Annotated in this window: 18 protein-coding genes; 5 read left to right on the top strand and 13 right to left on the bottom strand. The window is 64.8% G+C overall.

The features are described from left to right. Window positions 1-5: 5 nt before the first annotated feature. Complete coding sequence (locus H143_RS0107050) at window positions 6-566, bottom strand: helix-turn-helix domain-containing protein (protein WP_019937529.1); 561 nt, start codon at window positions 564-566, stop codon at window positions 6-8. Between the two features lie 165 nt (window positions 567-731). Between H143_RS0107050 and H143_RS0107060 the strand changes: the two genes are divergently transcribed. Together H143_RS0107060 and H143_RS0107065 are read left to right on the top strand one after the other, a co-directional pair. Then, window positions 732-1880 (top strand): zinc-binding dehydrogenase, encoded by a 1149-nt coding sequence (locus tag H143_RS0107060; RefSeq protein WP_231378468.1) that lies wholly within the window; start codon window positions 732-734, stop codon window positions 1878-1880. Between the two features lie 181 nt (window positions 1881-2061). After that, window positions 2062-2337, top strand: coding sequence for a bacterioferritin-associated ferredoxin (locus H143_RS0107065; RefSeq protein WP_019937531.1), 276 nt, complete (start codon window positions 2062-2064; stop codon window positions 2335-2337). 92 nt (window positions 2338-2429) lie between these two features. Here the strand turns inward: H143_RS0107065 and H143_RS0107070 are convergent, their stop codons facing one another. The 3 genes from H143_RS0107070 to H143_RS0107080 are packed head-to-tail and all read right to left on the bottom strand — an operon-like array spanning window position 2430 to window position 5726. After that, window positions 2430-3209 (bottom strand): citryl-CoA lyase, encoded by a 780-nt coding sequence (locus H143_RS0107070; RefSeq protein ID WP_019937532.1) that lies wholly within the window; start codon window positions 3207-3209, stop codon window positions 2430-2432. After that, window positions 3206-4708, bottom strand: coding sequence for a class I adenylate-forming enzyme family protein (locus tag H143_RS0107075; RefSeq protein ID WP_019937533.1), 1503 nt, complete (start codon window positions 4706-4708; stop codon window positions 3206-3208). The genes H143_RS0107070 and H143_RS0107075 overlap by 4 nt, the downstream gene beginning before the upstream one ends. 31 nt (window positions 4709-4739) lie before the next feature. Then, window positions 4740-5726, bottom strand: a complete 987-nt coding sequence (locus H143_RS0107080) for a tripartite tricarboxylate transporter substrate binding protein (protein WP_019937534.1) — start codon at window positions 5724-5726, stop codon at window positions 4740-4742. A gap of 105 nt (window positions 5727-5831) precedes the next feature. On the opposite strand from H143_RS0107080, the gene H143_RS0107085 reads away from it, so the two are divergent. Further along, the gene (locus H143_RS0107085; RefSeq protein WP_019937535.1) at window positions 5832-6602 is read left to right on the top strand and encodes an IclR family transcriptional regulator; all 771 of its coding nucleotides are present in this window, start codon (window positions 5832-5834) and stop codon (window positions 6600-6602) included. Here the strand turns inward: H143_RS0107085 and H143_RS0107090 are convergent. Further along, entirely contained in the window at window positions 6559-7440 is an 882-nt protein-coding gene (locus H143_RS0107090) for a LysR family transcriptional regulator (protein ID WP_019937536.1), read from the bottom strand. The two genes, H143_RS0107085 and H143_RS0107090, sit on opposite strands and share 44 nt — an antisense overlap. Window positions 7441-7685: 245 nt before the next feature. Between H143_RS0107090 and H143_RS0107095 the strand changes: the two genes are divergently transcribed. Together H143_RS0107095 and bfr are read left to right on the top strand one after the other, a co-directional pair. Further along, complete coding sequence (locus H143_RS0107095; protein WP_231378553.1) at window positions 7686-8543, top strand: DMT family transporter; 858 nt, start codon at window positions 7686-7688, stop codon at window positions 8541-8543. Between the two features lie 136 nt (window positions 8544-8679). Then, window positions 8680-9156 carry a bacterioferritin gene (gene bfr, locus H143_RS0107100; protein WP_026349811.1) on the top strand — a complete coding sequence of 159 codons (477 nt, stop codon included), beginning with the start codon at window positions 8680-8682 and terminating at the stop codon, window positions 9154-9156. Window positions 9157-9238: 82 nt separating this feature from the next. Here the strand turns inward: bfr and H143_RS0107105 are convergent, their stop codons facing one another. From H143_RS0107105 to H143_RS0107140, 8 genes are all read right to left on the bottom strand, one after another. After that, on the bottom strand, window positions 9239-9910 hold the full coding sequence (locus tag H143_RS0107105) for a hypothetical protein (protein ID WP_019937539.1): 672 nt from the start codon (window positions 9908-9910) through the stop codon (window positions 9239-9241). 32 nt (window positions 9911-9942) lie between these two features. Continuing rightward, window positions 9943-11550 carry a peptide chain release factor 3 gene (locus H143_RS0107110; RefSeq protein ID WP_019937540.1) on the bottom strand — a complete coding sequence of 536 codons (1608 nt, stop codon included), beginning with the start codon at window positions 11548-11550 and terminating at the stop codon, window positions 9943-9945. A 30-nt stretch (window positions 11551-11580) separates the two neighbouring features. Then, window positions 11581-13032 (bottom strand): DEAD/DEAH box helicase, encoded by a 1452-nt coding sequence (locus tag H143_RS0107115; RefSeq protein WP_155803544.1) that lies wholly within the window; start codon window positions 13030-13032, stop codon window positions 11581-11583. 334 nt (window positions 13033-13366) lie between these two features. Beyond that, window positions 13367-14572 carry an amidohydrolase family protein gene (locus tag H143_RS0107120; RefSeq protein WP_019937542.1) on the bottom strand — a complete coding sequence of 402 codons (1206 nt, stop codon included), beginning with the start codon at window positions 14570-14572 and terminating at the stop codon, window positions 13367-13369. Beyond that, entirely contained in the window at window positions 14569-16305 is a 1737-nt protein-coding gene (locus H143_RS0107125) for an ABC transporter ATP-binding protein (RefSeq protein ID WP_019937543.1), read from the bottom strand. The genes H143_RS0107120 and H143_RS0107125 overlap by 4 nt, the downstream gene beginning before the upstream one ends. A gap of 13 nt (window positions 16306-16318) precedes the next feature. Beyond that, window positions 16319-17245 (bottom strand): ABC transporter permease, encoded by a 927-nt coding sequence (locus H143_RS0107130; RefSeq protein WP_019937544.1) that lies wholly within the window; start codon window positions 17243-17245, stop codon window positions 16319-16321. A gap of 15 nt (window positions 17246-17260) precedes the next feature. Next, window positions 17261-18235 carry an ABC transporter permease gene (locus H143_RS0107135; protein ID WP_019937545.1) on the bottom strand — a complete coding sequence of 325 codons (975 nt, stop codon included), beginning with the start codon at window positions 18233-18235 and terminating at the stop codon, window positions 17261-17263. A 127-nt stretch (window positions 18236-18362) separates the two neighbouring features. Continuing rightward, window positions 18363-19973, bottom strand: a complete 1611-nt coding sequence (locus tag H143_RS0107140) for an ABC transporter substrate-binding protein (protein WP_026349812.1) — start codon at window positions 19971-19973, stop codon at window positions 18363-18365. Window positions 19974-20015: the final 42 nt, after the last annotated feature.

The raw sequence follows: 20015 nt of genomic DNA on the forward strand, positions 1-20015 counted from the left end.
GTTCCTTATGCCATGGCAATGATGTATCGGGCGGGCTGGTGGCCAGTCTCGAAGCACGATGCGCCGCGCAGCCGGTACCGCAGGCAGTCGCCCGGGGCCAGCTCGTGCCGGACTCCGTCGACAGTGAGCACGAGCGCGCCGGACAACAGCACGAGATGGTGTTCATGGCCCGCGAAGGCCGGGCGCTCGTAGGCAATGCGCTGGCGGGGTTCGATCGCGCACTCGATCATTTCGAGCTGCAGCTGGCGGTTGGGGGGCGAGAGCGAGCGCCTCGAGTAGCCATGTTCGAGGTCCTGCCAGACACTCTGTTCGGCATGGCGCACCAGCGGCGGAAAGTCCGCCTCCAGCGGAGCCAGCAGTTGCGAGAGAGGCAGGACGAAGGCCGATGCCAGGCGGCCCAGCGTTTCCGCCGTGGGGCTTACCTCGCCGTTTTCGATCCGCGACAGGGTGGCCCGGCTGACGCCGCTGCGGGCGGCCAGATCCTGCAGCGTAAGCCCGCGATCCGTGCGTAAGGTGCGTAGATGCTCGGCGAGGGAACGGTTCTGATTGATCTTGGGTTCATTCATATATGGGAATATATCCCGTATATGGGAAAATTTGGGGCGGTTATTGGCCCCGGACCGTCTGCCCTTCGAGGCGTGCGCTGCGCCCGGGCCGGCTTTTGCCCGCATTGCATTGCACGTTTTCGATCATTCCCGTTCAAACCGAATTATCGTCTGGCAGATGAACGCATGGATACCTGCATCGGAGGTGGGAATATGGCCTGGACCGGACGCGAATTGCGATCCACGATCAACGAGGACGGCACGCTCGTCCTGTCGCTGGAACAAGTCGAATTGACAGAACCCGGCGACGACGAGGTCATTGTCCGCATCGAGGCGACGCCGCTCAATCCCAGCGATATCGGTCTGCTGCTGGGTCCGGCGGACCTGTCCCGCATCGTGTCCGATGCTCCCGGCGCACGCATCGCGTTTGCCGTGCCACCGACGCGCCTGGCGGCGGTCGCCGGCCGGCTGGGCGTGTCGCTGCCCGTCGGCAACGAGGGCGCGGGCCTGGTCGTGGCGGCGGGAAGGAATGCGGCCGCTCTCGAAGGCAAGCGCGTCGGCATGTCCGGCGGCGCCATGTACGCCGACTACCGCAGGATCGGCATGCACGATGTGATGCTTCTGCCCCCGGGCGCCAATGCCGCGGACGGCGCCTCCATGTTCATCAACCCCTTGACCGCCCTCGGCTTTGTCGACACCGCCCGCCGGGAAGGCCACAAGGCCATCGTCCACGCGCCGGCCGCGTCCAATCTGGGCCAGATGCTGCAACGGATCTGCCTGGCCGATGGCATCGCGCTGGTCAATATCGTGCGTTCCGAGGAGCAGGCCGCCTTGCTGCGAGGCATCGGTGCGACTCACGTGCTCAACAGCAAGGACGAGGACTTCGCCGCCCGCCTGACCGACGCGGTTGCGCAGACAGGCGCCACCATCGCTTTCGACGCGATCGGCGGCGGCAAGCTCGGCAGCGACATCCTGCTGGCCATGGAACGCGCCGCCGCCCGGCGGCCGGGCGCCTACAGTCGATATGGCACCGCCGTTTTCAAGCAGCTCTACATTTACGGCAGCCTCGACCCCGCGCCGATCTTGCTGGATCGCGCCCCGCTGGGCTATGCGTGGAGCGTGTCGGCGTGGCTGCTCTTTCACTACCTGTCCAAGATAGGCCCCGATGCCGCGCAGCGCCTTCGCCAGCGCGTGGCCGACGAGCTGACCACGACCTTCGCCAGCCACTACACGCGCACCATCGGCCTGGCCGAAGTGCTGCGGCCCGAGGTGCTGCGCGCCGTCGAGCGCAAGGCGACCGGCGAGAAATTCCTGATCGATCCACGGCAGGGCTGATGTGCCGCTGCCGCCAGCGGTCTCCTGTCTCCAAGGAGAGGCTTTGTGGCGCGGCATGGAAAGCGGCATGCCGGATCCGGCATTGCGTCCGAGCCCGGCCATGCCTCCTTGTCACGTTGCATTACATATTTTGGCCGCCTGCCCCTTGTCCGTGCAGTATACAAAGACGATAATAATTCGCATGTATATTTGCATCTGCAATGCCATCACCGAGCGTCAGGTCCGCGCCTGCGTCGACGCGGGCGCCGTATCGCTGGATGACCTGCAGTTCGAATTGGGCGTCGCCTCGTGCTGCGGCCGTTGCGCCAGCACGGCCTGCGAATACCTGCCCGGCGGACGCGCCTCCAGTGTCTGCGAGGTGCGCGATGTCACACGGCCGGTGAAACCGGCCGAGGTCCTGGTCGAACAGGGCCAGGCCGCCAACAGCTCGCCCATTCCTGTCGTCGCCGCAGCCTGAGGCCGGCGGCCATATTCTGCAGTCGCCCCTTTTCTGCGGGAGGCCCGGGCCCTGCCTGGCCGCGGCCGGTCGTGCAGGCACCGAGCGCCCGGTCATTGCCCCAGTTGATGAGACTTGCCCTTGCCCACATACGGAATGGCATGGTCTATGGTTTCCCAGATGAAGCGACCCGAGGGGCTTTGCTGTTCTTCGGCGACGTGGGAAACCAGGCCGGCCGCGCGCGAAATGACGGCGAAGCCCCGCATGAGATCGGTGGGCACGCCCATGCCCCCCAGCAGGGCGGCGACGGCGCCGGTGGCGTTGATGGTGATGTGCTTGCCATAGGCCTGATCCACGGCCTGGGCCAGCAGGCGCAGGGCGCACACCGCGCTCTGGTCCAGTTCCGGTTCGGCTTCGGCCAGCGCCAGCAATTTCACAGCCCTTGGATCATCGGGCTTATGCAGGTGGTGGCCAAAGCCGGGCAAGGCCTCCCGGCTGCTGCGATGCTCGGCGGCGATGGCCTGGGCCTGGGCCTGCGGATCGCCGGCGCGGCGAATGCGGTCCAGCAGGCGCGAGCAGTTTTCCATGGTGCCGACAAAGCGGCTGCCCACGGACATCAGGCCGGCCGCGACCGCGCCTTGCAGGTTTTCCCGCGCGCTCATGTAGGTAACGCGAGTGGCTATGGCGCTTGGTGTCAGGCCGTGCTCCATCAAGGTGATGAGCACGGCGTCGAGCATGCGCAGATCGACCGGCCGGGCTTCGCGGCCCATGATCTGCGAAAACATCACTTCGGTGAAGGTCTTCTTGCCGATCAGGTCCTCGACCAGATCGGCGTCGCGATAAGACATGCCGGCGAGATGGTGCGCGCAGAGGCGGGTTACAGGTGTGTTCATGGCGTTTCCTTGAGAACGAGATTGCGCACTTCGGTTTTGAGCACCTTGCCGACCGACGATCGCGGCAGGCTCGCATAAATATGGAAATGCTTGGGCGTATGCACCGGGCCGACGAGCGCGCGCACGTGTGCTTTCATCTCGTCGTCGCCGGCCCGGGCGCCGGGGTGAAATTGCACGGCGGCATGTACGGCCTCGCCCCATTTTTCATCGGGGACTCCGAAGACCGCGCATTCGTACACGGCCGGGTGAGTCGACAGCGCATTTTCGACATCGGCCGGATAAACGTTGAAGCCGCCGGTGATGATGACGTCGCGCAAGCGGTCCTTGAGAAACAGGTAGCCGCGTTCGTCGATGAGCCCGCCGTCGCCGGTGTGCAGCCAGCCGTCGATCAGCGTTTCGGCGGTCTTGGCGGGCAGGCGCCAGTAACCGGTCATGACCAGATCGCCGCGAACCACGACTTCGCCGATTTCGTCGCGCGGCAGGATCCGTCCGTCGGGCGACATGATGGCCATGTCCGACAGCCATGTCAGGCGGCCCACCGAGCCGCGATTCTCGGGAACCTCGAAATCCTCGGGGCGCATTACCGTCACGAGTTGCGGCGCTTCGGTCTGGCCATAGGTGGTGGCCACCACGGGGCCGAAGAATTCGCGCGCCTGGTCGACCTTGTCGGCGGGCATGGGCGCGCCGCCATAGATAAGGTGGCGCAGCTTTGGGAAATCGGCACGCGTTGCGCCGGGTTGCGCCATCAGCATGTAGATCAGGGTGGGCGGCATGAAACACAGCGTGCCGCCGCGTTCCCTGAAAGCGCGGGTGACGGTCGCCGGCGTGGTTTCGTCGAGCAGCAGGTGCGTGCCGCCTTGCGCCAGAACGGGCACCAGGTAGGTTCCGGTGCCATGGGTAATGGGAGCCGCCATGACGTAGCGGTCTTCGGGCGTGAGCTTCCAGCAGGCGATCTGGTTGATGATATTTGCGTTCCAGGCCCGGTAGGGTTGCATCACGCCCTTGGGTAGCCCGGTCGTGCCGCCGGTGAATTTGATCGCCTGCGTGGCATCGCGCGGCAAGTCATATTGCACGGGTTGTCCGACCGCATGCCGCTGCAGCAGCTCGGCCATGGCGTTTTCCCCGCAGCCGTGCAGGCGCACGCGCACGCCGGTGCTGGGCGGCGTCAACTGATCGCCCGCCGCATCGACGATGACGATGGAAGGTTCGGTTGCCTCGATGATGCGGCCCAGCTCGCGCGAGGTACTGCGGTAGTTCAGCGGCACCCAGATCTTGCCGCTGGCCAGCGTCGCCAGAAGCGCGAGGACGTGGCCGGCCGAGTTGCCGGCGCAGATCGCCACCCGGGTCTGCGGTCGCGGATCCAGAGCTTGCAGGGCGGCCGCGAGTGCGGCGACCTGCGCAGCCAGATCCTTGTAGCTGACCTGTCCTTCGGGACCGTCCAGCGCGATGCGGTCGGGATGGCGCTCGGCAGCCCGCCAAAAGAAGTCGATGGGATACACCAGTGCTCCTTGCCTCGATTGCAGGACCGTATCAGTTGACCGAGATGTGCGCGGCTTTGATCACTTTGCGCCATTGAACGGTTTCATCTGCCATCAGCTTGCCGAAGGTCTGGGGCGTGTTCGGCAGTTCGGGCAAAGTGAAGCCGTCTTTTTCATAAAGCGCCTTCGTGCCGGGATCGGCCAACGCCTGAACGAGCGCGGCATTCAATTTGTCGATGATCGGCCGGGGCGTCGCCGCCGGGGCGACCAGGCCGAACCACGATTGGACGTGATAGTCGGGCAGGCCGGATTCGGCCAGAGTTGGCACCTGCGGCTCGGAGGCGATGCGATGCATCGAGGTCACGGCGAGCGCGCGCAGTTGTCCAGCCCGCACGTGCGGCAGCGACGAGGGCAGATTGTCGAACATGGAGTCGATCTGTCCGCTCAGCAGACCTGCCATGGCAGGTCCGCTGCCTCGGTAAGGCACATGCAGGATGCCGGTGTGTGTCTGCATCTTGAACAACTCGCATGAAAGGTGGATGGACGAGCCTACGCCCGACGAAGCGCAGGTCAATTTGTTGGGATGCGCTTTGGCATAGGCGATGTAGTCCCGGACGCTCTTGACGGGCAGCTTGGGATTGACCACCAGGATGTTGGGAATGGTGGCCGCCAGGCCTATGGGAGCGAAGTCCTTGTTGAAGTCGTAGTTGACGCGATGGTAGAGCGTCATATTGATCGCGTTGGCGATCGAGCCGAGATAGAGCGTGTAGCCGTCGGGCTGCGCGTGCGCGACGAATTCGGCGCCGATATTGCTGCCCGCTCCCGCTTTGTTCTCGACGATGACGGGTTGCTTGAGTATGGCGGCCAGCGGCTTGGCGATCAGCCGCGTGTCGATGTCGGTGGCACCGCCGGGAGCGAAGCCCACGATGATGGTTACGGGGCGCCGAGGATAGGCATCTTCGGCGTGGGCAAGGGCGGGTGCGGCCAGCGCGGCGAGCAACGCCAGCGGGCCGAGCATGCGGGTGCAGGAATGATGCATTGTCGTCTCCAGTATGTTGTCTCTATTATTTGGACAACACTGTGGTTGTCCGCACGCTGATGATCTGCAGTATTTGCATCCAGGCCTATCTCTGTTGTCCATAAAATGAACAAAAAAACCGGCGCGGCCGAATCGGGCCCTTCTACGCTGCGCAAGGGCCTGCGTATCCTGGACGTCTTGCGTCAGGCGGGGCAGGAAGGCCTGCACGTCGTCGATATCGCCGATGCCGCAGGCTTGCAGCGCTCGACTGCCTATCGGTATCTCGACGTGCTGATGGAGGAAGGCTATGCGATGCGCGATCCGGACAGCCCCCGCTATCGCCTGGCGGTCGCGGTCGCCTCATCCGTCGACACCCCGCACGTGCAAGCCGTGCGCCGTCTGCGCCCCGTGCTGCGGCAGATCAGCGATGCATTGGGGGATTCGTCTTTTTTGATATGCCGCTCAGGCGGCGATTCGCTTTGCCTGCATCGCGAAATCGGCACGTATCCGGTGCAGGTGCTGACGGTCACGATAGGCCACAGGCAGCCGCTGGGCGTCGGCTCGGCGGGATTGGCCCTGCTGGCCGCTCTGCCCGAGAACGAGGCCCGCGAAATGATCGAGCAGAACACAGCTGCCTATCGCGCGTATGGCGGCATGACAATGGCACAGATGTGCAAGCTGGCCGACAATACCCGCACGCGCGGCTGGTCGGTGGTGGGCAATTCGGCGGTACCGGGGGTGCTGGGCGTGGGCGTAGCCTTGCGCGACGAAACGGGTTATCCACGCTTGGCGATCAGCGTCTCGTCGACGATCGATCGGATGCCGGCGCAGCGCCAACGCATCATCGCCGAGCTCATACGAGAGCAACTTGGGCGGCCTCGCCCACGCCGGTCTTGATCGCGGCGTGGCAAAAATCTCGTATGTCTTGCGCCAACTCGCGCGCCGCCACACCTGCGGCAGGGTTCAGGCGCAAGGCCAGCTCGCTGGACGCCGGGGGCGGCAGCAGATCGTCGCAATCCTGGGTGCCGGGCGTCATGCAGCGCTCGGCCAGCAGCGCGATGCCCAGCCCGCCTTCGAGCGCGGCCTGCAGGCCGTGGATGTTGGGGCTTTCATACGCGATGCGCCAGCGCAGGCCGGCGCTTTCCAGGGCATGGATGGCGCGGTTGCGATAGATGCATCCTTGCGGAAAGGCCACCAGCGGTATCGGATCGGGCAGCGGTCTGCCGGCCCCATGCCGGCCGCGCAGCCAGCGCAGGCGCTCCGGCCAGGCAGCCAGGCATGGTCCGGCGCCGGGCTCGCGCTTGACCAGCGCGACGTCGAGCTCGCCGCGGTCCAGCGCGCGGCCCAGCTGCACGCTCAGGTCGCAGCGCATGGCGATGCGGGCTCGCGGATGAGAGGCGGCGAAGTCGGCCGCCAGGGCTGTCAACTGGGATACGGCGAAATCGTCCGGCACGCCGAGGCGGACGATCTCCACGCCGGGCTTGCCGCTGACGGTTTCGCGGATCTCGGTGGACAGGGCCAGCATGCGGCGGGCGTAGCCCAGCAGTCTTTCGCCGTCCTCGGTCAGGTCGACCTGACGGCCGATGCGGCGGAACAGGGCGCAGCCCAGGTTGGATTCGAGCTTGCGGATCTGCTGACTGACGGTGGACTGGGTGCGATGCACGCGTTCGCCCGCGCGGGTGAACCCGCCGGCGTCGACGACGGAAACGAAGCTGTGGAGCAGATCCAGGTCCATGGAGCGATCTTCCCGGGGCAAATCATTCGAATTTCAAATACTTTTGATCTAAACAAAGAATTTGTCAATGAATGAGAGCGGGCGCAGAATCGCTGCTCCAGATCCGGCCGACGAAGGGCCGGCGCCGTTCCCGCTTTATCTACTGCCGGTAGCCAGTCATGAAATCGTCCCTCGCCCCAGCCCTGAGTCCCGGCGCGCCGCTGCATGCGACCGGCCCGGATGCGCGGCAGCGCACGGCCTGGGGCATGATCGCCGTCTTCTGCGTCCTGTGGAGTTCTGCCTTCGCCGCGGCCAAGATGGCGCTGGAAGATTGCCCGCCGCTGATCCTGCTCACCATCCGTTTTCTGGTGGCCGGCGCGCTGATGATGATCATTGCAGTGTTCACGGGCGGCATGAAGCGCGGTCCGCGGCGCATGGGTTGGCGCGACTTCGGGTGCCTGGTGGTGCTGGGGCTGTGCAACAACGCGCTGTATCTGGGCCTGAGCTGGATCGGCATGACGACGGTGTCTTCGGCGTTCACGGCGGTGCTGATCAGCACCAATCCCCTTTTGACCGGCCTGCTGGCCGGGCCGATGTTGGGCGAACGTCTGGGATGGCGCCAGTACGCCGGGCTGTGCCTGGGCCTGGCCGGGGTGGCGCTGGTGCTGCGCTCGCGCTTTACCGGCATGCATGAAGATCCGCACGGCGCGCTGCTGGTGGCGGGCGGCCTGCTAGGCCTGGTGGCGGGCACGCTGCTATACAAGCGCCTGGCGCCCAGGACCACGATATGGGTCACCACGGGCGTGCAGGCGCTGGCCGGCGGCACGGTGCTGCTGCCTTTTGCCCTGCACTACGAGTCGCTGCGGCATGTGCGTCTGACGGCCAGTCTGTTCTGCAACATGGCCTACATCATCGTGGGCGTTTCGGTGGGCGGCTACGCCTTGTGGAACACGATCCTCAAGCGGCAGAGCGCCACATCGGCCAGCGCCCTGCATTTCCTGATGCCGCCGCTGGGCCTGTTTTTCGGCTGGCTGATCCTGCGCGAGCCGGTGTCGTGGTTGGACATGGCGGGTATCGTGCCCATAGGCCTGGGCATCTGGCTGGCCACGCGCCGCGCCGCATGACGATTGAGATGAAATTAAGAGCAAGCGACAAAATGCGATAGGCCTGGATCGCAGACGGGCATGCCGGGGTATGCTTTCCCTGTCCGGCATCGCGTCGATCGCGACATGGGCCGTGCCATGCAATCGGGAGCGCAAAATGAAAGGCGACAGGCAAGTCATTCAGTATCTGAACAAACAACTCACCAATGAACTGACAGCCATCAATCAGTACTACCTGCATGCCCGCATGCTGGATCACTGGGGCTTCGAGAAGATGGGCAAGCACGAGCGCCAGGAATCCATCGAGGAAATGGGTCACGCCGACAAGCTGATCCAACGCATCTTCATGCTCGATGGCCTACCCAATCTGCAGGACCTGCACAAGCTGCTGATCGGCGAGACTGTGCCTGAAATCCTGGCTTGCGACCTGAAGGTGGAAGAGCAGTCGCAAGGCGTGCTCAAAGAGGCGATCGCCTTTTGCGAGACGGTGCGCGATTTCGTTTCGCGCGACCTGCTGCGCGAGATCCTGGACGATACCGAGGATCACATCGATTATCTGGAGACCCAGATCGAGCTGATCGACAAGATGGGCCTGCAGAACTATCTGCAAAGCCAGGTTCATGCCGACGAATGAAAGCCGGCGCAGGCCGCGCAGCGGGCATCAAGGCAAAAAGGGCGCCGTTGGGGCGCCCTTTTTGCATGCTCGATGCCGGATCTCAGTTGCTCGGCCGAGCGGGGCAGTCGCTGATCGAACCCCATGCGTTGTTCGGCTCGCAATACTTGTTGCGGGCGGCCCAGACGCAGGATGGGCGCTGGAAGAAACCCAGGTTCGAACATTGTTCGATTGCATGATGCAATGCAGTCTGCCAACTGGCGGGAGCCTGTTGACCCGGCGCACCGCCCTGGGCGGTCAGAGGGGTCTGGTTGTAGCCCCCCACGGGGAGCGCAGGCGGCTGGCTGTCGGACTGCGATGCGGACGGCTTGGATTCGAGGTCGAGCGTGGCGACGTCGGACGCGCCGGCGGGCAAGGTGGCATTGCTGGCGTCTGCGGCAGCCTGGGCCTGGTCCTGCGTGACGCTGTCACGGGAGATCTGCACGTTGGGGTCGGTATTATCGAACAGCGACGGGGGGCGGGCGGTCCAGTCCTGGGCGGGCGGCTTCTCAGGCACGCCCAGGGTGCCGTTGACCAGCGGCTGCGGCGGCTGGGCCGTATAGGGCAGGCCGTTGGCATCGAGCATGGGCAAATTGGGTGCGTCGTTGCCCTGGGCCGTGGCATTGGAACTGGCCGGCGGCGCATGGCTGATCATCCAGTTGCCCAACTGGATTCCGCCCCAGGCCGAGGCGCCTGCCGCCACGATGAGTATTGCAATCAGGAACCGCCAAGACATCGTTCTAGCCTCTTCTACCTGCCGACGCGCCATCAGGCTTTCCCGGAGAACACCTTGCCGCCGTGCTCGCGCATGGCGTGGAACTTGACGTCCGGGTAAAGCTCCTCGGCCACGCGCAGCTGAGCTGGCGAGCCGATCAGGAAGGCCGCCGCGTCGACGACATCATAGGCGATATGGGCGGCATTGGCATCCATGAACTTGCGCAGCGCCGCGGGCGAGTCGGAGGTGATCCAGCGGGCCATGATGTAGCGCGAAGGCAGCATGCGCGCGTCCACACCATATTCGGTCTTCAGGCGATGGGCCACCACTTCGAACTGTAACTGCCCGACCGCGCCCAACAACAGCGCGCCGCTGGCCGCCTCGGGCCGGAATACCTGGATGGCGCCTTCCTCGCCCAACTGGGTCAGGCCCGTGCGCAACTGCTTGGTGCGCAGCGGGTCCTTCACTTCGACTGCCTGGAAAAGTTCGGGCGCAAAGAAGGGCAGGCCGGTAAAACGCAGGCTTTCGCCTTCGGTGAGCACGTCGCCCAATTGCAGAACGCCGTGGTTGGGAATGCCGATGATGTCGCCGGCGTAGGCGTCCTCGAGCAGCTCGCGCCGCTGCGACATGAAGGTGACAACGTTGTTGGGTTTGATTTCCTTGCCAGTGCGGGCGACCTTCATGCGCATGCCGCGTTCGAATTTACCGGAACACACACGCAGGAAGGCCACGCGGTCGCGGTGGGCCGGGTCCATATTGGCTTGCACCTTGAACACCACCCCGCTGAACTTGGGTTCGTCCGGCTTGACCTCGCGCTCGAGCGCCTGGCGCGAGCCGGGCTGCGGCGCCTGTTCGACCAGGGCGTCCAGCACCTCCTGCACGCCGAAGTTGTTGATCGCCGAGCCGAACAGAATCGGCGACTGCTTGCCGGCCAGGAAGGCCTCGCGGTCGAAGACGGGGGCGGCTTCGGTGAGCAGGCCGATTTCTTCGCGGGCCTTAGCAAAGGCATCGCCGTATTTCTCGGCGATTTCGGGGTTGTCCAGGCCTTCGATCACGTCGTCGCTGTCGGAAAGACGCTCCTGGCCGGGGCGGAACACCCGCATGCGGTCGCGGCGCATGTCGAATACGCCGCCGAAGCTCTTGCCCATGCCGATGGGCCAGGAGAAAGGCACGGTGTCCATGCCCAGATGCGACTCGATTTCGGCCAGCAGTTCGAGCGGCTCGCGCACTTCGCGGTCGAGCTTGTTGATGAAAGTGATGATGGGCGTGTTACGCGCGCGGCACACCTGCAGGAGGCGTACGGTCTGCGGCTCCACGCCGTTGGCCGCGTCGATCACCATCAGCGCCGCGTCCACCGCGGTGAGCACGCGGTAGGTGTCTTCCGAGAAGTCCTGGTGGCCCGGCGTATCGAGCAGGTTGATGACGCAGTCGCGGTATTCCATCTGCATCACCGACGAGGCCACCGAAATGCCGCGCTGCTTCTCGATCTCCATCCAGTCCGACGAGGCGTGGCGCGAGGCCTTGCGTGCCTTGACGCTGCCAGCGATCTGGATAGCGCCTGCGAACAGAAGCAGCTTTTCCGTGAGCGTTGTCTTGCCCGCGTCGGGGTGGGAGATGATGGCGAAGGTGCGTCGCCGCGCGACTTCCTGGGGGATGCTCATGATGCGTACGGTATTGCGGGGACTCGCAGTTTACTTGCCCAGCAGCGCGCCGCCGCGTCGGGGCTGGCCGCCGGTCTGTTGCGGCCGCGAGCCTTCGGGACGGCGCGCCGGCTGGCGGGCCTGGCCAGTTTCGCGGCGGTCGCCTTGAGCTTGAACGGCGGAGCGGCCATGACCATTGGGCTGAGCCGGTTTGGCGCTGCGATTGGCGCTGGTGCCGCCGTTGGCGTTGCCGCGGCTACCGGTGTTGCTGGGGGTGCGCTGGCTCTGGCCTTGGCCTTGGCCTCGGCGCGGCTCGCTGCGTATGCCGCGGCCGCCGCGCGGACGTTCGTCGTCGCGGTCGTCATCGAGCTCGGCGCGCTCTTCGGCCGCGCTGCGCACGGGTGCCGTCCAGCCGGCCGGCAGGGGCTTGCGCTCAATCGGCTTGTTGATGAGACGCTCGATGCCCTTGAGCAATTTGATCTCGCTGTCATCGACCAGCGAGATGGCCGTGCCCGTGGCGCCCGCGCGGCCGGTGCGGCCGATGCGGTGCACGTAGTCTTCAGGCACGTTGGGTAGTTCGAAATTGACCACCAGCGGCAGCTGGGTGATGTCCAGGCCGCGCGCGGCGATGTCGGTGGCGACCAGCACCGCTACGCCGCCGTCCTTGAAGCCGGACAGGGCGCGTGTGCGGGCCGACTGGCTCTTGTTGCCGTGGATGGCGGCGGCCGTCAGGCCGTCTTTGACCAGTTTCTCGGCCAGCCGATTGGCGCCGTGCTTGGTACGCGTGAACACCAGCACCTGATGCCAGCCGCTCTCGCGGATCAGGTGGCTGACCATATCGCGCTTGTGCGATTGCTGCACCAGATGAACCGACTGTGCCACGCGCTCGGTGGTGGTATTGCGCGGTGTGACCGAGACTTCGCCCGGGTCGCGCAGGATGCCGCGCGCGAGCTGGCGGATCTCTTCCGAGAAAGTGGCCGAGAACAGCAGATTCTGGCGCTGTGCAGGCAGCAGGCGCAGCACGCGGCGGATGTCGTGGATGAAGCCCATGTCCAGCATGCGGTCGGCTTCGTCCAGCACCAGGATTTCAACGCCGGACAGGTCGAGGGTCTTTTGGCCGGCGTGATCCAGCAGGCGGCCGGGCGTGGCCACAAGAATGTCCACGGGCTTTCTCAGTGCGCTGATCTGCGGGTTGATGTTCACGCCGCCGAACATCACCATGGACGTCAGACTGGCGTATTTACCGTAGGTCTGCACCGACTCGGCCACCTGGGCGGTGAGTTCGCGGGTGGGCGTAAGGATGAGGCAGCGCGGGCGGCCGGGCTTGCGCGCAGCAGGCTTGTTGCTCGAGAGGATCTGCAGGATGGGCAGCGTGAAGCCCGCCGTCTTGCCGGTGCCCGTTTGGGCGGCCGCCATCAGGTCTCCGCCTTGCAGGACAAGCGGGATAGCCTGGGCCTGGATGGGGGTGGGGGTGGTGTAGCCGGTATCGGCGATGGCGCGCAAAAGCGTGTCGGCCAGACCGAGGTTGGCAAAGGTATTCGTAGTGGTATTCAAAACAACTCCAGCGCTCAACCCATCGCTTCAGTTGAGCGACGCCAATCCGGGCTGGCAAATCGAGGAGGGAAGGGGCGATCGCGGCCAGTTGTAGAGGGAGGCGCTGCGATGGCCCGACGCGTGGCGGTCAAACGCCAGCGAGGGTTGTGCCGATTGGAGAGGCACGCCGCTAGTGTAACCGATCGGCGAACTTGGGTGCCGGCAAAGCGCCCGATGCTTGAATCGCCGAGGCGGCCATGCGCAATTTTGTCGCAGGCGGCTCAAGCAATCGGGCGTTGGCGCATTACGCCGGCAGCTTGCCTGCGGCCAGTACGCCGCCTTTGAATACGGCAATATGGTTGGCGCGTTGGGCGGCGCAGGCGATGTCTTGCGTGGGGTCGCCCTTGACCAGCAGCAGGTCGGCCTGCGCGCCTTGCAGGATGCGCCCGGCGTTGATCAGGCCCATGAGGTCGTGCGCGCGGGACGTGCCGGCGATCAGGGCATCGACCGGTGTCATGCCGAACTCGACCATGAAGGCCAGTTCCATCGCGTTCTCGCCGTGCAGGTTATAGGGGGTGCCGGCGTCGGTGCCCAGGGCGATACGCCCGCCCGCTTTGTAGTACATCTTGAACGATTCGCGGTGGCGCTCGGCCACGTTGCGGGCCTTTTCCACCGCGTAGGGCGGGATGCCCCGGTCGGCATTGTCCAGGATGTTCTTCAGAGCGGCGATGGTCGGCACCAGATAGGTCTGGCGCTCGAGCATTTCGCGCAGGCACTCCTCGTCCATGTAGATGCCGTGCTCGACTGAATCCACGCCGCCGCGCACGGCGTTCAGGATGCCTTCGGTGCCCTGCGCATGGCTGGCCGTGCTTTTGTGAAAGCGCTTGGCCTCGTGCAGGCCCGCGCGCATTTCCTCGGCAGTGTAGTGCGCGTCCATGGGGTTGACGCCCGGTGTCATCACGCCGCCGGTGGCCATGATTTTGACCAGGTCGCAGCCCGCGTGCACCTGTTCGCGCACGGCCCGGATCACGTCCTCGACGCCGTCGGCCACGCGGCCCATACGGTTGCCGTGGCCGCCCGTCATGCAGATCATGCGGCCGGCGGCCCGGATGGTGGGACCCATGAATACGCCGCGCGCGATGGCGTTGCGCACGGCGAATTCGAGGTAGTCCTTGCCGCCGCAGTCGCGTACCGCGGTGATGCCGCCCCTGAGCGCGGTCTGGGCATTCTCCAGGGCCGTCAGGGTGATCTCGCCCGGGGACTGCTTGCTGATGATGCCGTTAGGGTCGGCTCCGCCGGTGTAGACCAAGTGAACGTGGCAGTCGCCCAGGCCGGGCATCAGCGTCATCCCGGCGCTGGCCACCTTGCGGCCGGCGTAGCCGTGGAACTCGCCCTCCGGGGCGACACGGGCGACCAGCCCGTCTTGGACCAGCACGGCATGACCGTCCAGGATCTTGCCCAGGCCGTCGAAGACGCGGCCGCCGGTAAAAAGCAGGGTATCGGATTTCATTGCGCGATCTCCAGCCCCTCTTGCGACATCACTTGCAGGCGAGGCATCAAACCCAGCAGATGCTGGGTATATTCGTGTTTGGGCGCGGTGAACAGCGTTTCCGTTTCCGCGACCTCCAGCAGCTCGCCATGGCGCATCACGCCCACGCGGTCGCACATCTGGCGGATCACGGGCAGGTCGTGGCTGATGAAGAGCATGGTCAGGTGCAACTGCTCCTGCAGGTCCTTGAGCAGATTGAGGATCTGCGCCTGGATGGACACGTCCAGCGCCGAGGTGGGTTCGTCGCAGATCAGGAAGCGCGGCCGCGTGGCGAGCGCGCGGGCAATGGCGATGCGCTGGCGCTGGCCGCCGGAGAACTCATGCGGAAAGCGGCTGGCGGCCTGCCCGCCCAGCCCCACTACGTCGAGCAGGTCGCCGACGATGCGGCGCACCTGGTCTTCGTTCGCGGCCAGCTTGTGAAAGCGGATGGGCTCGGCAATGATGTCCAGCACCCGCATGCGCGGGTTGACCGAGGAATACGGGTCCTGAAAGACCATCTGGATCTGGCGCCGGATGGGGTTGAGCGCCCGCTCGCTCTTGAGCTGGTTGATGTCGGTGCCGTCGAACAGCACCGCGCCGCCGGTGGGCTTGTACAGGCCCGAGATCAGGCGCGCCATAGTGGACTTGCCCGAGCCCGACTCGCCCACCAGGCCGAAGACCTCGCCTTCGGGGATTTCCAGGTTGACCTGCTTGACCGCATCGAGCGTGCGGCGGTTGCGTTCGAGAAAGGCATTGCGCAGCATGAAGCGCAGGCCCAGGTCGCGCACCTGCACCAACGGGCCCTGGCTGTCCTTGTCCTTGCGCGCGAAATCCTTGCGGGCCTGGCCCAGCCAGTGCGTGGCCACGTCGATCTGCGTCGTGGTCTTGACGTCCTCGATGTAGGTCACCATCGGGAAGCGCTTGAGCTTGATATCCGGGCGCGGCACGGCCGAGATCAGGCTGCGGGTGTACGGATGGTCGGGATTGCCCAGGATCTTGGCCGTCGGACCCTGCTCCATGAGCTTGCCACGATAGAGCACCGCCACGCGGTCGGTCACGTCGGCGATCACGCCCATGTCGTGCGTGATGATGATCATGCCCACCTGTTTTTCGCGGCACAGCTTGCGCAGCAGATCGAGGATCTGCGCCTGGATTGACACGTCCAGCGCGGTGGTGGGTTCGTCGGCGATGATGACTTCGGGTTCGCAGCACAGCGCGAGCGCGATCACCACGCGCTGGCGCATGCCGCCCGAGAACTGGTGCGGATATTGCTTGACGCGCAGTTCCGGCTGATGGATGCCCACTTGCGTGAGCAGTTCCACCGCGCGCTTGCAGGCCTGCTGGTACGTGATGTCCAGGTGGACCTGCATGGTTTCGACCAGCTGGCTTTCCACCGTCTGCAGCGGATCGAGTGAGGTGAGCGGGTCCTGGAAGATCATGCCGACGCGGCGGCCGCGCACCTTGCGCTTTTCCGCTTCGGGCAGGGTGTCGATACGCTTTCCGTCGAGCAGGACCTGGCCACCGGCCAGGCGGCCAGGCGCTTCCAGCAGGCCGATGACGGCGTTGCCGATGGTGGATTTGCCGGCACCGGATTCGCCGACCACGCCCAGGATCTCGCCCTTGTTCAGTTCGAGCGTGATGCCGTCGACCGCGATGCGGGTGCCGCGGCGGCTGGGAAATTCGATGCGGATGTCTTGTATGTCGAGCAGAGCCATGGCGGTGTCTTCCTCAACGCAGTTTGGGGTTGAGGGCGTCGCGCAGCCAGTCGCCCAGCAGGTTGACCGCCAGGACCAGGATGACGAGTGCCACGCCGGGGAAGATCGAGATCCACCATTCGCCTGAGAACAGGTAGCTGTCGCCGATGCGGATCAAGGTGCCCAGCGAGGGCGTGGTGGGCGGAATGCCCACCCCCAGGAAGGACAGCGTGGCTTCGGTGATGATGGCCACCGCCAGGTGGATGGTGGCGATCACCAGTACCGGACCGGTCACGTTGGGCAGGATGTGGCGGCGCAGGATGGTGAGCGGGCCGATGCCGATCAGCTTGGCCGCCTGCACGTACTCCTTGTTGCGCTCGACCATGGTCGAGCCGCGCACCGTGCGCGCATATTGCACCCAGCCCGAGATGCCGATGGAGAAGATCAGCACATACAGCGACATGGATTCCTGCATGTCGCGCGGCAGGATGCCGCGCGCCACGCCGTCGACCAGCAGCGCGATCAGGATGGCCGGGAAAGAAAGCTGCACGTCGGCCACGCGCATGATGAAGCTGTCCAGGCGTCCGCCGACGTAGCCGCTGATCAGGCCCAGGGCCACGCCCAGCACCATGGAGAACAGCACCGAGGCGCCGCCCACGATCAGCGACACGCGCGAACCGTAGAAAATGGCCGAGAGGATGTCGCGGCCCTGGTCGTCCGTGCCCAGCAGGAAGTCGCGGCTGCCGCCGTCGCTCCAGGCGGGCGGCGTGTTGGCGTCCATGATGTTGAGCGAGGCCAGGTCGAACGGGTTATGCGGCGATACGATGGGCGCGAAGATCGCGGCCAGGACGATGACCAGCGTGATCGCGGCTGCGATCACGGCGGCGGGTGTGCGCCAGAAGCTGTACCAGACGTCGCTGTCGGCCAGCTTGGCGAAGAAACTCTTGATGCGGGAAGTCATTGCGCGTCCTTGTTGTTACTTGCTTTGCACGCGCAGTCGAGGATCGACGGCAAAGTACAGCAGGTCGACGATGAGGTTGATAACCACGAAGATGAAGGCCACCAGGACCAGGTAGGCCGACATGATGGGAATGTCGACGTTGCCGATGGCCTGGATGAACAGCAGGCCCACGCCGGGCCACTGGAATACGGTCTCCGTGATGATCGAGAAGGCAATGACGCCGCCCAGCTGCAGGCCGGTGATGGTGATGACCGGCACCAGGGTGTTCTTCAGGGCATGGCGCAGGTTGATCAGCCGTTCGGGCAGGCCGCGCGCACGGGCGAACTTGATGAAGTCGGTGCGCATCACTTCGAGCATCTCGGCGCGCACCAGCCGCATGATGAGCGTGAGCTGAAAGAGCGCCAGCGTGATGGACGGCATGATCAGGGCCTTCAGGCCCGACACGGTGAGCAGCCCCGTGGTCCAGTTGCCAAAGAGGGTGACCACGTCGCCGCGGCCGAAGGTGGGCAGCCAGCGCAATTCGACCCCGAAGAACAGAATGAGCAGCATGCCGACCAGGAAGGTCGGCAGCGAAATGCCCAGCAGCGAGACGCCCATGATCGTCTGAGACACGATGCCGCGGCGCCTGAGCGCCGTATAGATGCCCATGGGGATGCCCAGCACCAGCGCCAGAATGGCGGAAACCATGGACAGCTCGAACGTGGCGGGAAAGCGCTCGGCCAGGAGCTGGCTGACGGGCCGGCGTTCGCGGTACGAGACACCGAAATCGCCCCGGGCGGCATGTTCGACGAAATGGGCGAACTGCACGACGAACGGATCGTTCAGGCCCAGCTCGGCGCGCAGCTTTGCGCGATCCTGCTCGGAAGTGTCCTGGCCCACCATGCCGGAGATCGGGTCGCCGACATAGCGGAACATTGAAAAGGCGATCAGCGAGACCACCAACATGACCAGGAGCGACTGCAAAAGTCGTCGCACGATAAAGGAAAGCATGTGCGGAATACCTTAGAGATGCCTTGCGGCGCGCCTTCGGCTTGACAGCCCCGGGGGGGCATGCCTGATGGCGGTTCGGCGGCAAAAACATGGGGCGGCCCCAGGCCGCCCCATGTGCGCCGGGTGATTACGGCATCACGACGCTGCGCAGGTCGAGCACGTCGTCGGGACGCTGGTCAACCTTGATCGAGCTCTTCACGCCCCAGGACAGCGGTTGCTGGTGCAGCGTCATGTAGGCGTAGTCGTCGTGGACCATCATGAAGGCCTTCTTGATCAGCGCGTTGCGCTTGGTCTGGTCGGTCTCGGCGGCGATCTGCGATTCCAGCGCATCCACCTTCTTGTTGCAGTAGTGGCCGAAGTTGAACTGGCCGTAACCCGTCTTGTCCGGGCAGTGGACCAGATTGATCAGCACGTTGTCGGCGTCGACCGAGCTGGGCGACCAGCCGAGCAGGTACATGCTGGTCATGTTGCCGCCCTGCGGCAGCACCTTGGCGAAGTACTTGGACTTGGTCTGGGCGAGCAGATCGATCTTGATGCCGACCTTGGCCAGCATGCCGGCCACGGCCTGGCAGATCTTTTCGTCGTTGACGTAGCGGTCGTTCGGGCAGTCCAGCGTCACTTCGAAGCCGTTGGGATAGCCGGCTTCGGCCAGCAGCTTCTTGGCCTTGGCGGGATCAGGCTTGTACGGCGCGCCGAAGGACGGGTCGTAGCCGTTGATCGAGGTGGCGATCAGCGTGCCCAGGGGGTGGGCCGCGCCGCGCATGATCTTCTGGTTGATGGCGTTGGTGTCCACCGCCAGGATGAAGGCCTCGCGCACGCGCTTGTCCTTGAAGGGGTTCTTGCCCTTCACGTTCGAGTACAGCAGTTCGGGGCGGAACTGGTCGAAACCGATGAAGATGGCGCGGTCCTCGGGGCGGTTCAGGATCCTGATGCCCTTGGTGTTCTTCAGGCGGTCCCAGTCTTGTACGGGAACCGGCTGAACGATGTCCATGTCACCCGACAGCAGGGCCGCCACGCGGGTCGATTCCTGCGTGATCGGCTGGAACACCACCTCGTCGACGTTGGTCTTGATGTTCTTGTTCCAGTAGCCGGGGAAACGCTTGAGCACGGTCTTGACGCCAGGCTCGCGATCGACCATCACGAAGGGGCCGGTGCCGTCTTCATGCATGTTGGCATAGTTGCCCGCGCCGTTCTTGACGTCGGTGGCCTGGGTGGTGTTGTTCTTCTCGGCCCAGGACTTGCTCATCATGTAGAGGAAAGTCCAGTCGCGCGGCAGGATGGGGTGGGGCGAGGCGGTATCGATCTCGACCGTGTAGTCGTCGATCTTCTTGACGTCCGAAGCCTCGGCGCCGTAGCCCTTCATGTCCGAGCCGGGCGTCAGGCTGCGCTTCCAGGAGAAGATCACGTCGTCGGCGGTGAAGGGCGAACCGTCGTGGAACTTCACGCCTTTGCGCAGGTGGATGATCCACTTGTTGGGCTCAGGGTTTTCCCAGCTGGTGGCCAGTTGGGGCACCAGCTTGAGATCCTTGTCGTAGCCGAACAGGGACTCGTACATATTGCCCTGAAAGCCCAGGGTGAAGGATTCGTTCAACGACATCGGGTCCATGGACTGCACGTCGCCTTGATAGGCCCAGTGCAGGATATGCTCCTTGGCGGCGGCCTGGGCCGAGGCCGCATAGGCCGAGGTGGCCAAGGCCAGGGTCATGGCCGAGAGTTTCAATGTCGATCGAATGCGCATGGCGTTCGTGCTCCGTGATGGCGGATAGGGATAAAAAAGGCG

The sequence above is a fragment of the Bordetella sp. FB-8 genome, assembly GCF_000382185.1.
Classification (GTDB): Bacteria; Pseudomonadota; Gammaproteobacteria; order Burkholderiales; family Burkholderiaceae_B; genus Bordetella.

What these genes read in the sequence shown, in the direction of transcription:
- H143_RS0107050 (WP_019937529.1), bottom strand. Translation starts at nt 566, where the DNA reads ATGAATGAACCCAAGATCAATCAGAACCGTTCCCTCGCCGAGCATCTA.
- H143_RS0107060 (WP_231378468.1), top strand. Translation starts at nt 732, where the DNA reads ATGGATACCTGCATCGGAGGTGGGAATATGGCCTGGACCGGACGCGAA.
- H143_RS0107065 (WP_019937531.1), top strand. Translation starts at nt 2,062, where the DNA reads ATGTATATTTGCATCTGCAATGCCATCACCGAGCGTCAGGTCCGCGCC.
- H143_RS0107070 (WP_019937532.1), bottom strand. Translation starts at nt 3,209, where the DNA reads ATGAACACACCTGTAACCCGCCTCTGCGCGCACCATCTCGCCGGCATG.
- H143_RS0107080 (WP_019937534.1), bottom strand. Translation starts at nt 5,726, where the DNA reads ATGCATCATTCCTGCACCCGCATGCTCGGCCCGCTGGCGTTGCTCGCC.
- H143_RS0107085 (WP_019937535.1), top strand. Translation starts at nt 5,832, where the DNA reads ATGAACAAAAAAACCGGCGCGGCCGAATCGGGCCCTTCTACGCTGCGC.
- H143_RS0107090 (WP_019937536.1), bottom strand. Translation starts at nt 7,440, where the DNA reads ATGGACCTGGATCTGCTCCACAGCTTCGTTTCCGTCGTCGACGCCGGC.
- H143_RS0107095 (WP_231378553.1), top strand. Translation starts at nt 7,686, where the DNA reads ATGATCGCCGTCTTCTGCGTCCTGTGGAGTTCTGCCTTCGCCGCGGCC.
- bfr (WP_026349811.1), top strand. Translation starts at nt 8,680, where the DNA reads ATGAAAGGCGACAGGCAAGTCATTCAGTATCTGAACAAACAACTCACC.
- H143_RS0107105 (WP_019937539.1), bottom strand. Translation starts at nt 9,910, where the DNA reads ATGTCTTGGCGGTTCCTGATTGCAATACTCATCGTGGCGGCAGGCGCC.
- H143_RS0107110 (WP_019937540.1), bottom strand. Translation starts at nt 11,550, where the DNA reads ATGAGCATCCCCCAGGAAGTCGCGCGGCGACGCACCTTCGCCATCATC.
- H143_RS0107120 (WP_019937542.1), bottom strand. Translation starts at nt 14,572, where the DNA reads ATGAAATCCGATACCCTGCTTTTTACCGGCGGCCGCGTCTTCGACGGC.
- H143_RS0107125 (WP_019937543.1), bottom strand. Translation starts at nt 16,305, where the DNA reads ATGGCTCTGCTCGACATACAAGACATCCGCATCGAATTTCCCAGCCGC.
- H143_RS0107130 (WP_019937544.1), bottom strand. Translation starts at nt 17,245, where the DNA reads ATGACTTCCCGCATCAAGAGTTTCTTCGCCAAGCTGGCCGACAGCGAC.
- H143_RS0107135 (WP_019937545.1), bottom strand. Translation starts at nt 18,235, where the DNA reads ATGCTTTCCTTTATCGTGCGACGACTTTTGCAGTCGCTCCTGGTCATG.
- H143_RS0107140 (WP_026349812.1), bottom strand. Translation starts at nt 19,973, where the DNA reads ATGCGCATTCGATCGACATTGAAACTCTCGGCCATGACCCTGGCCTTG.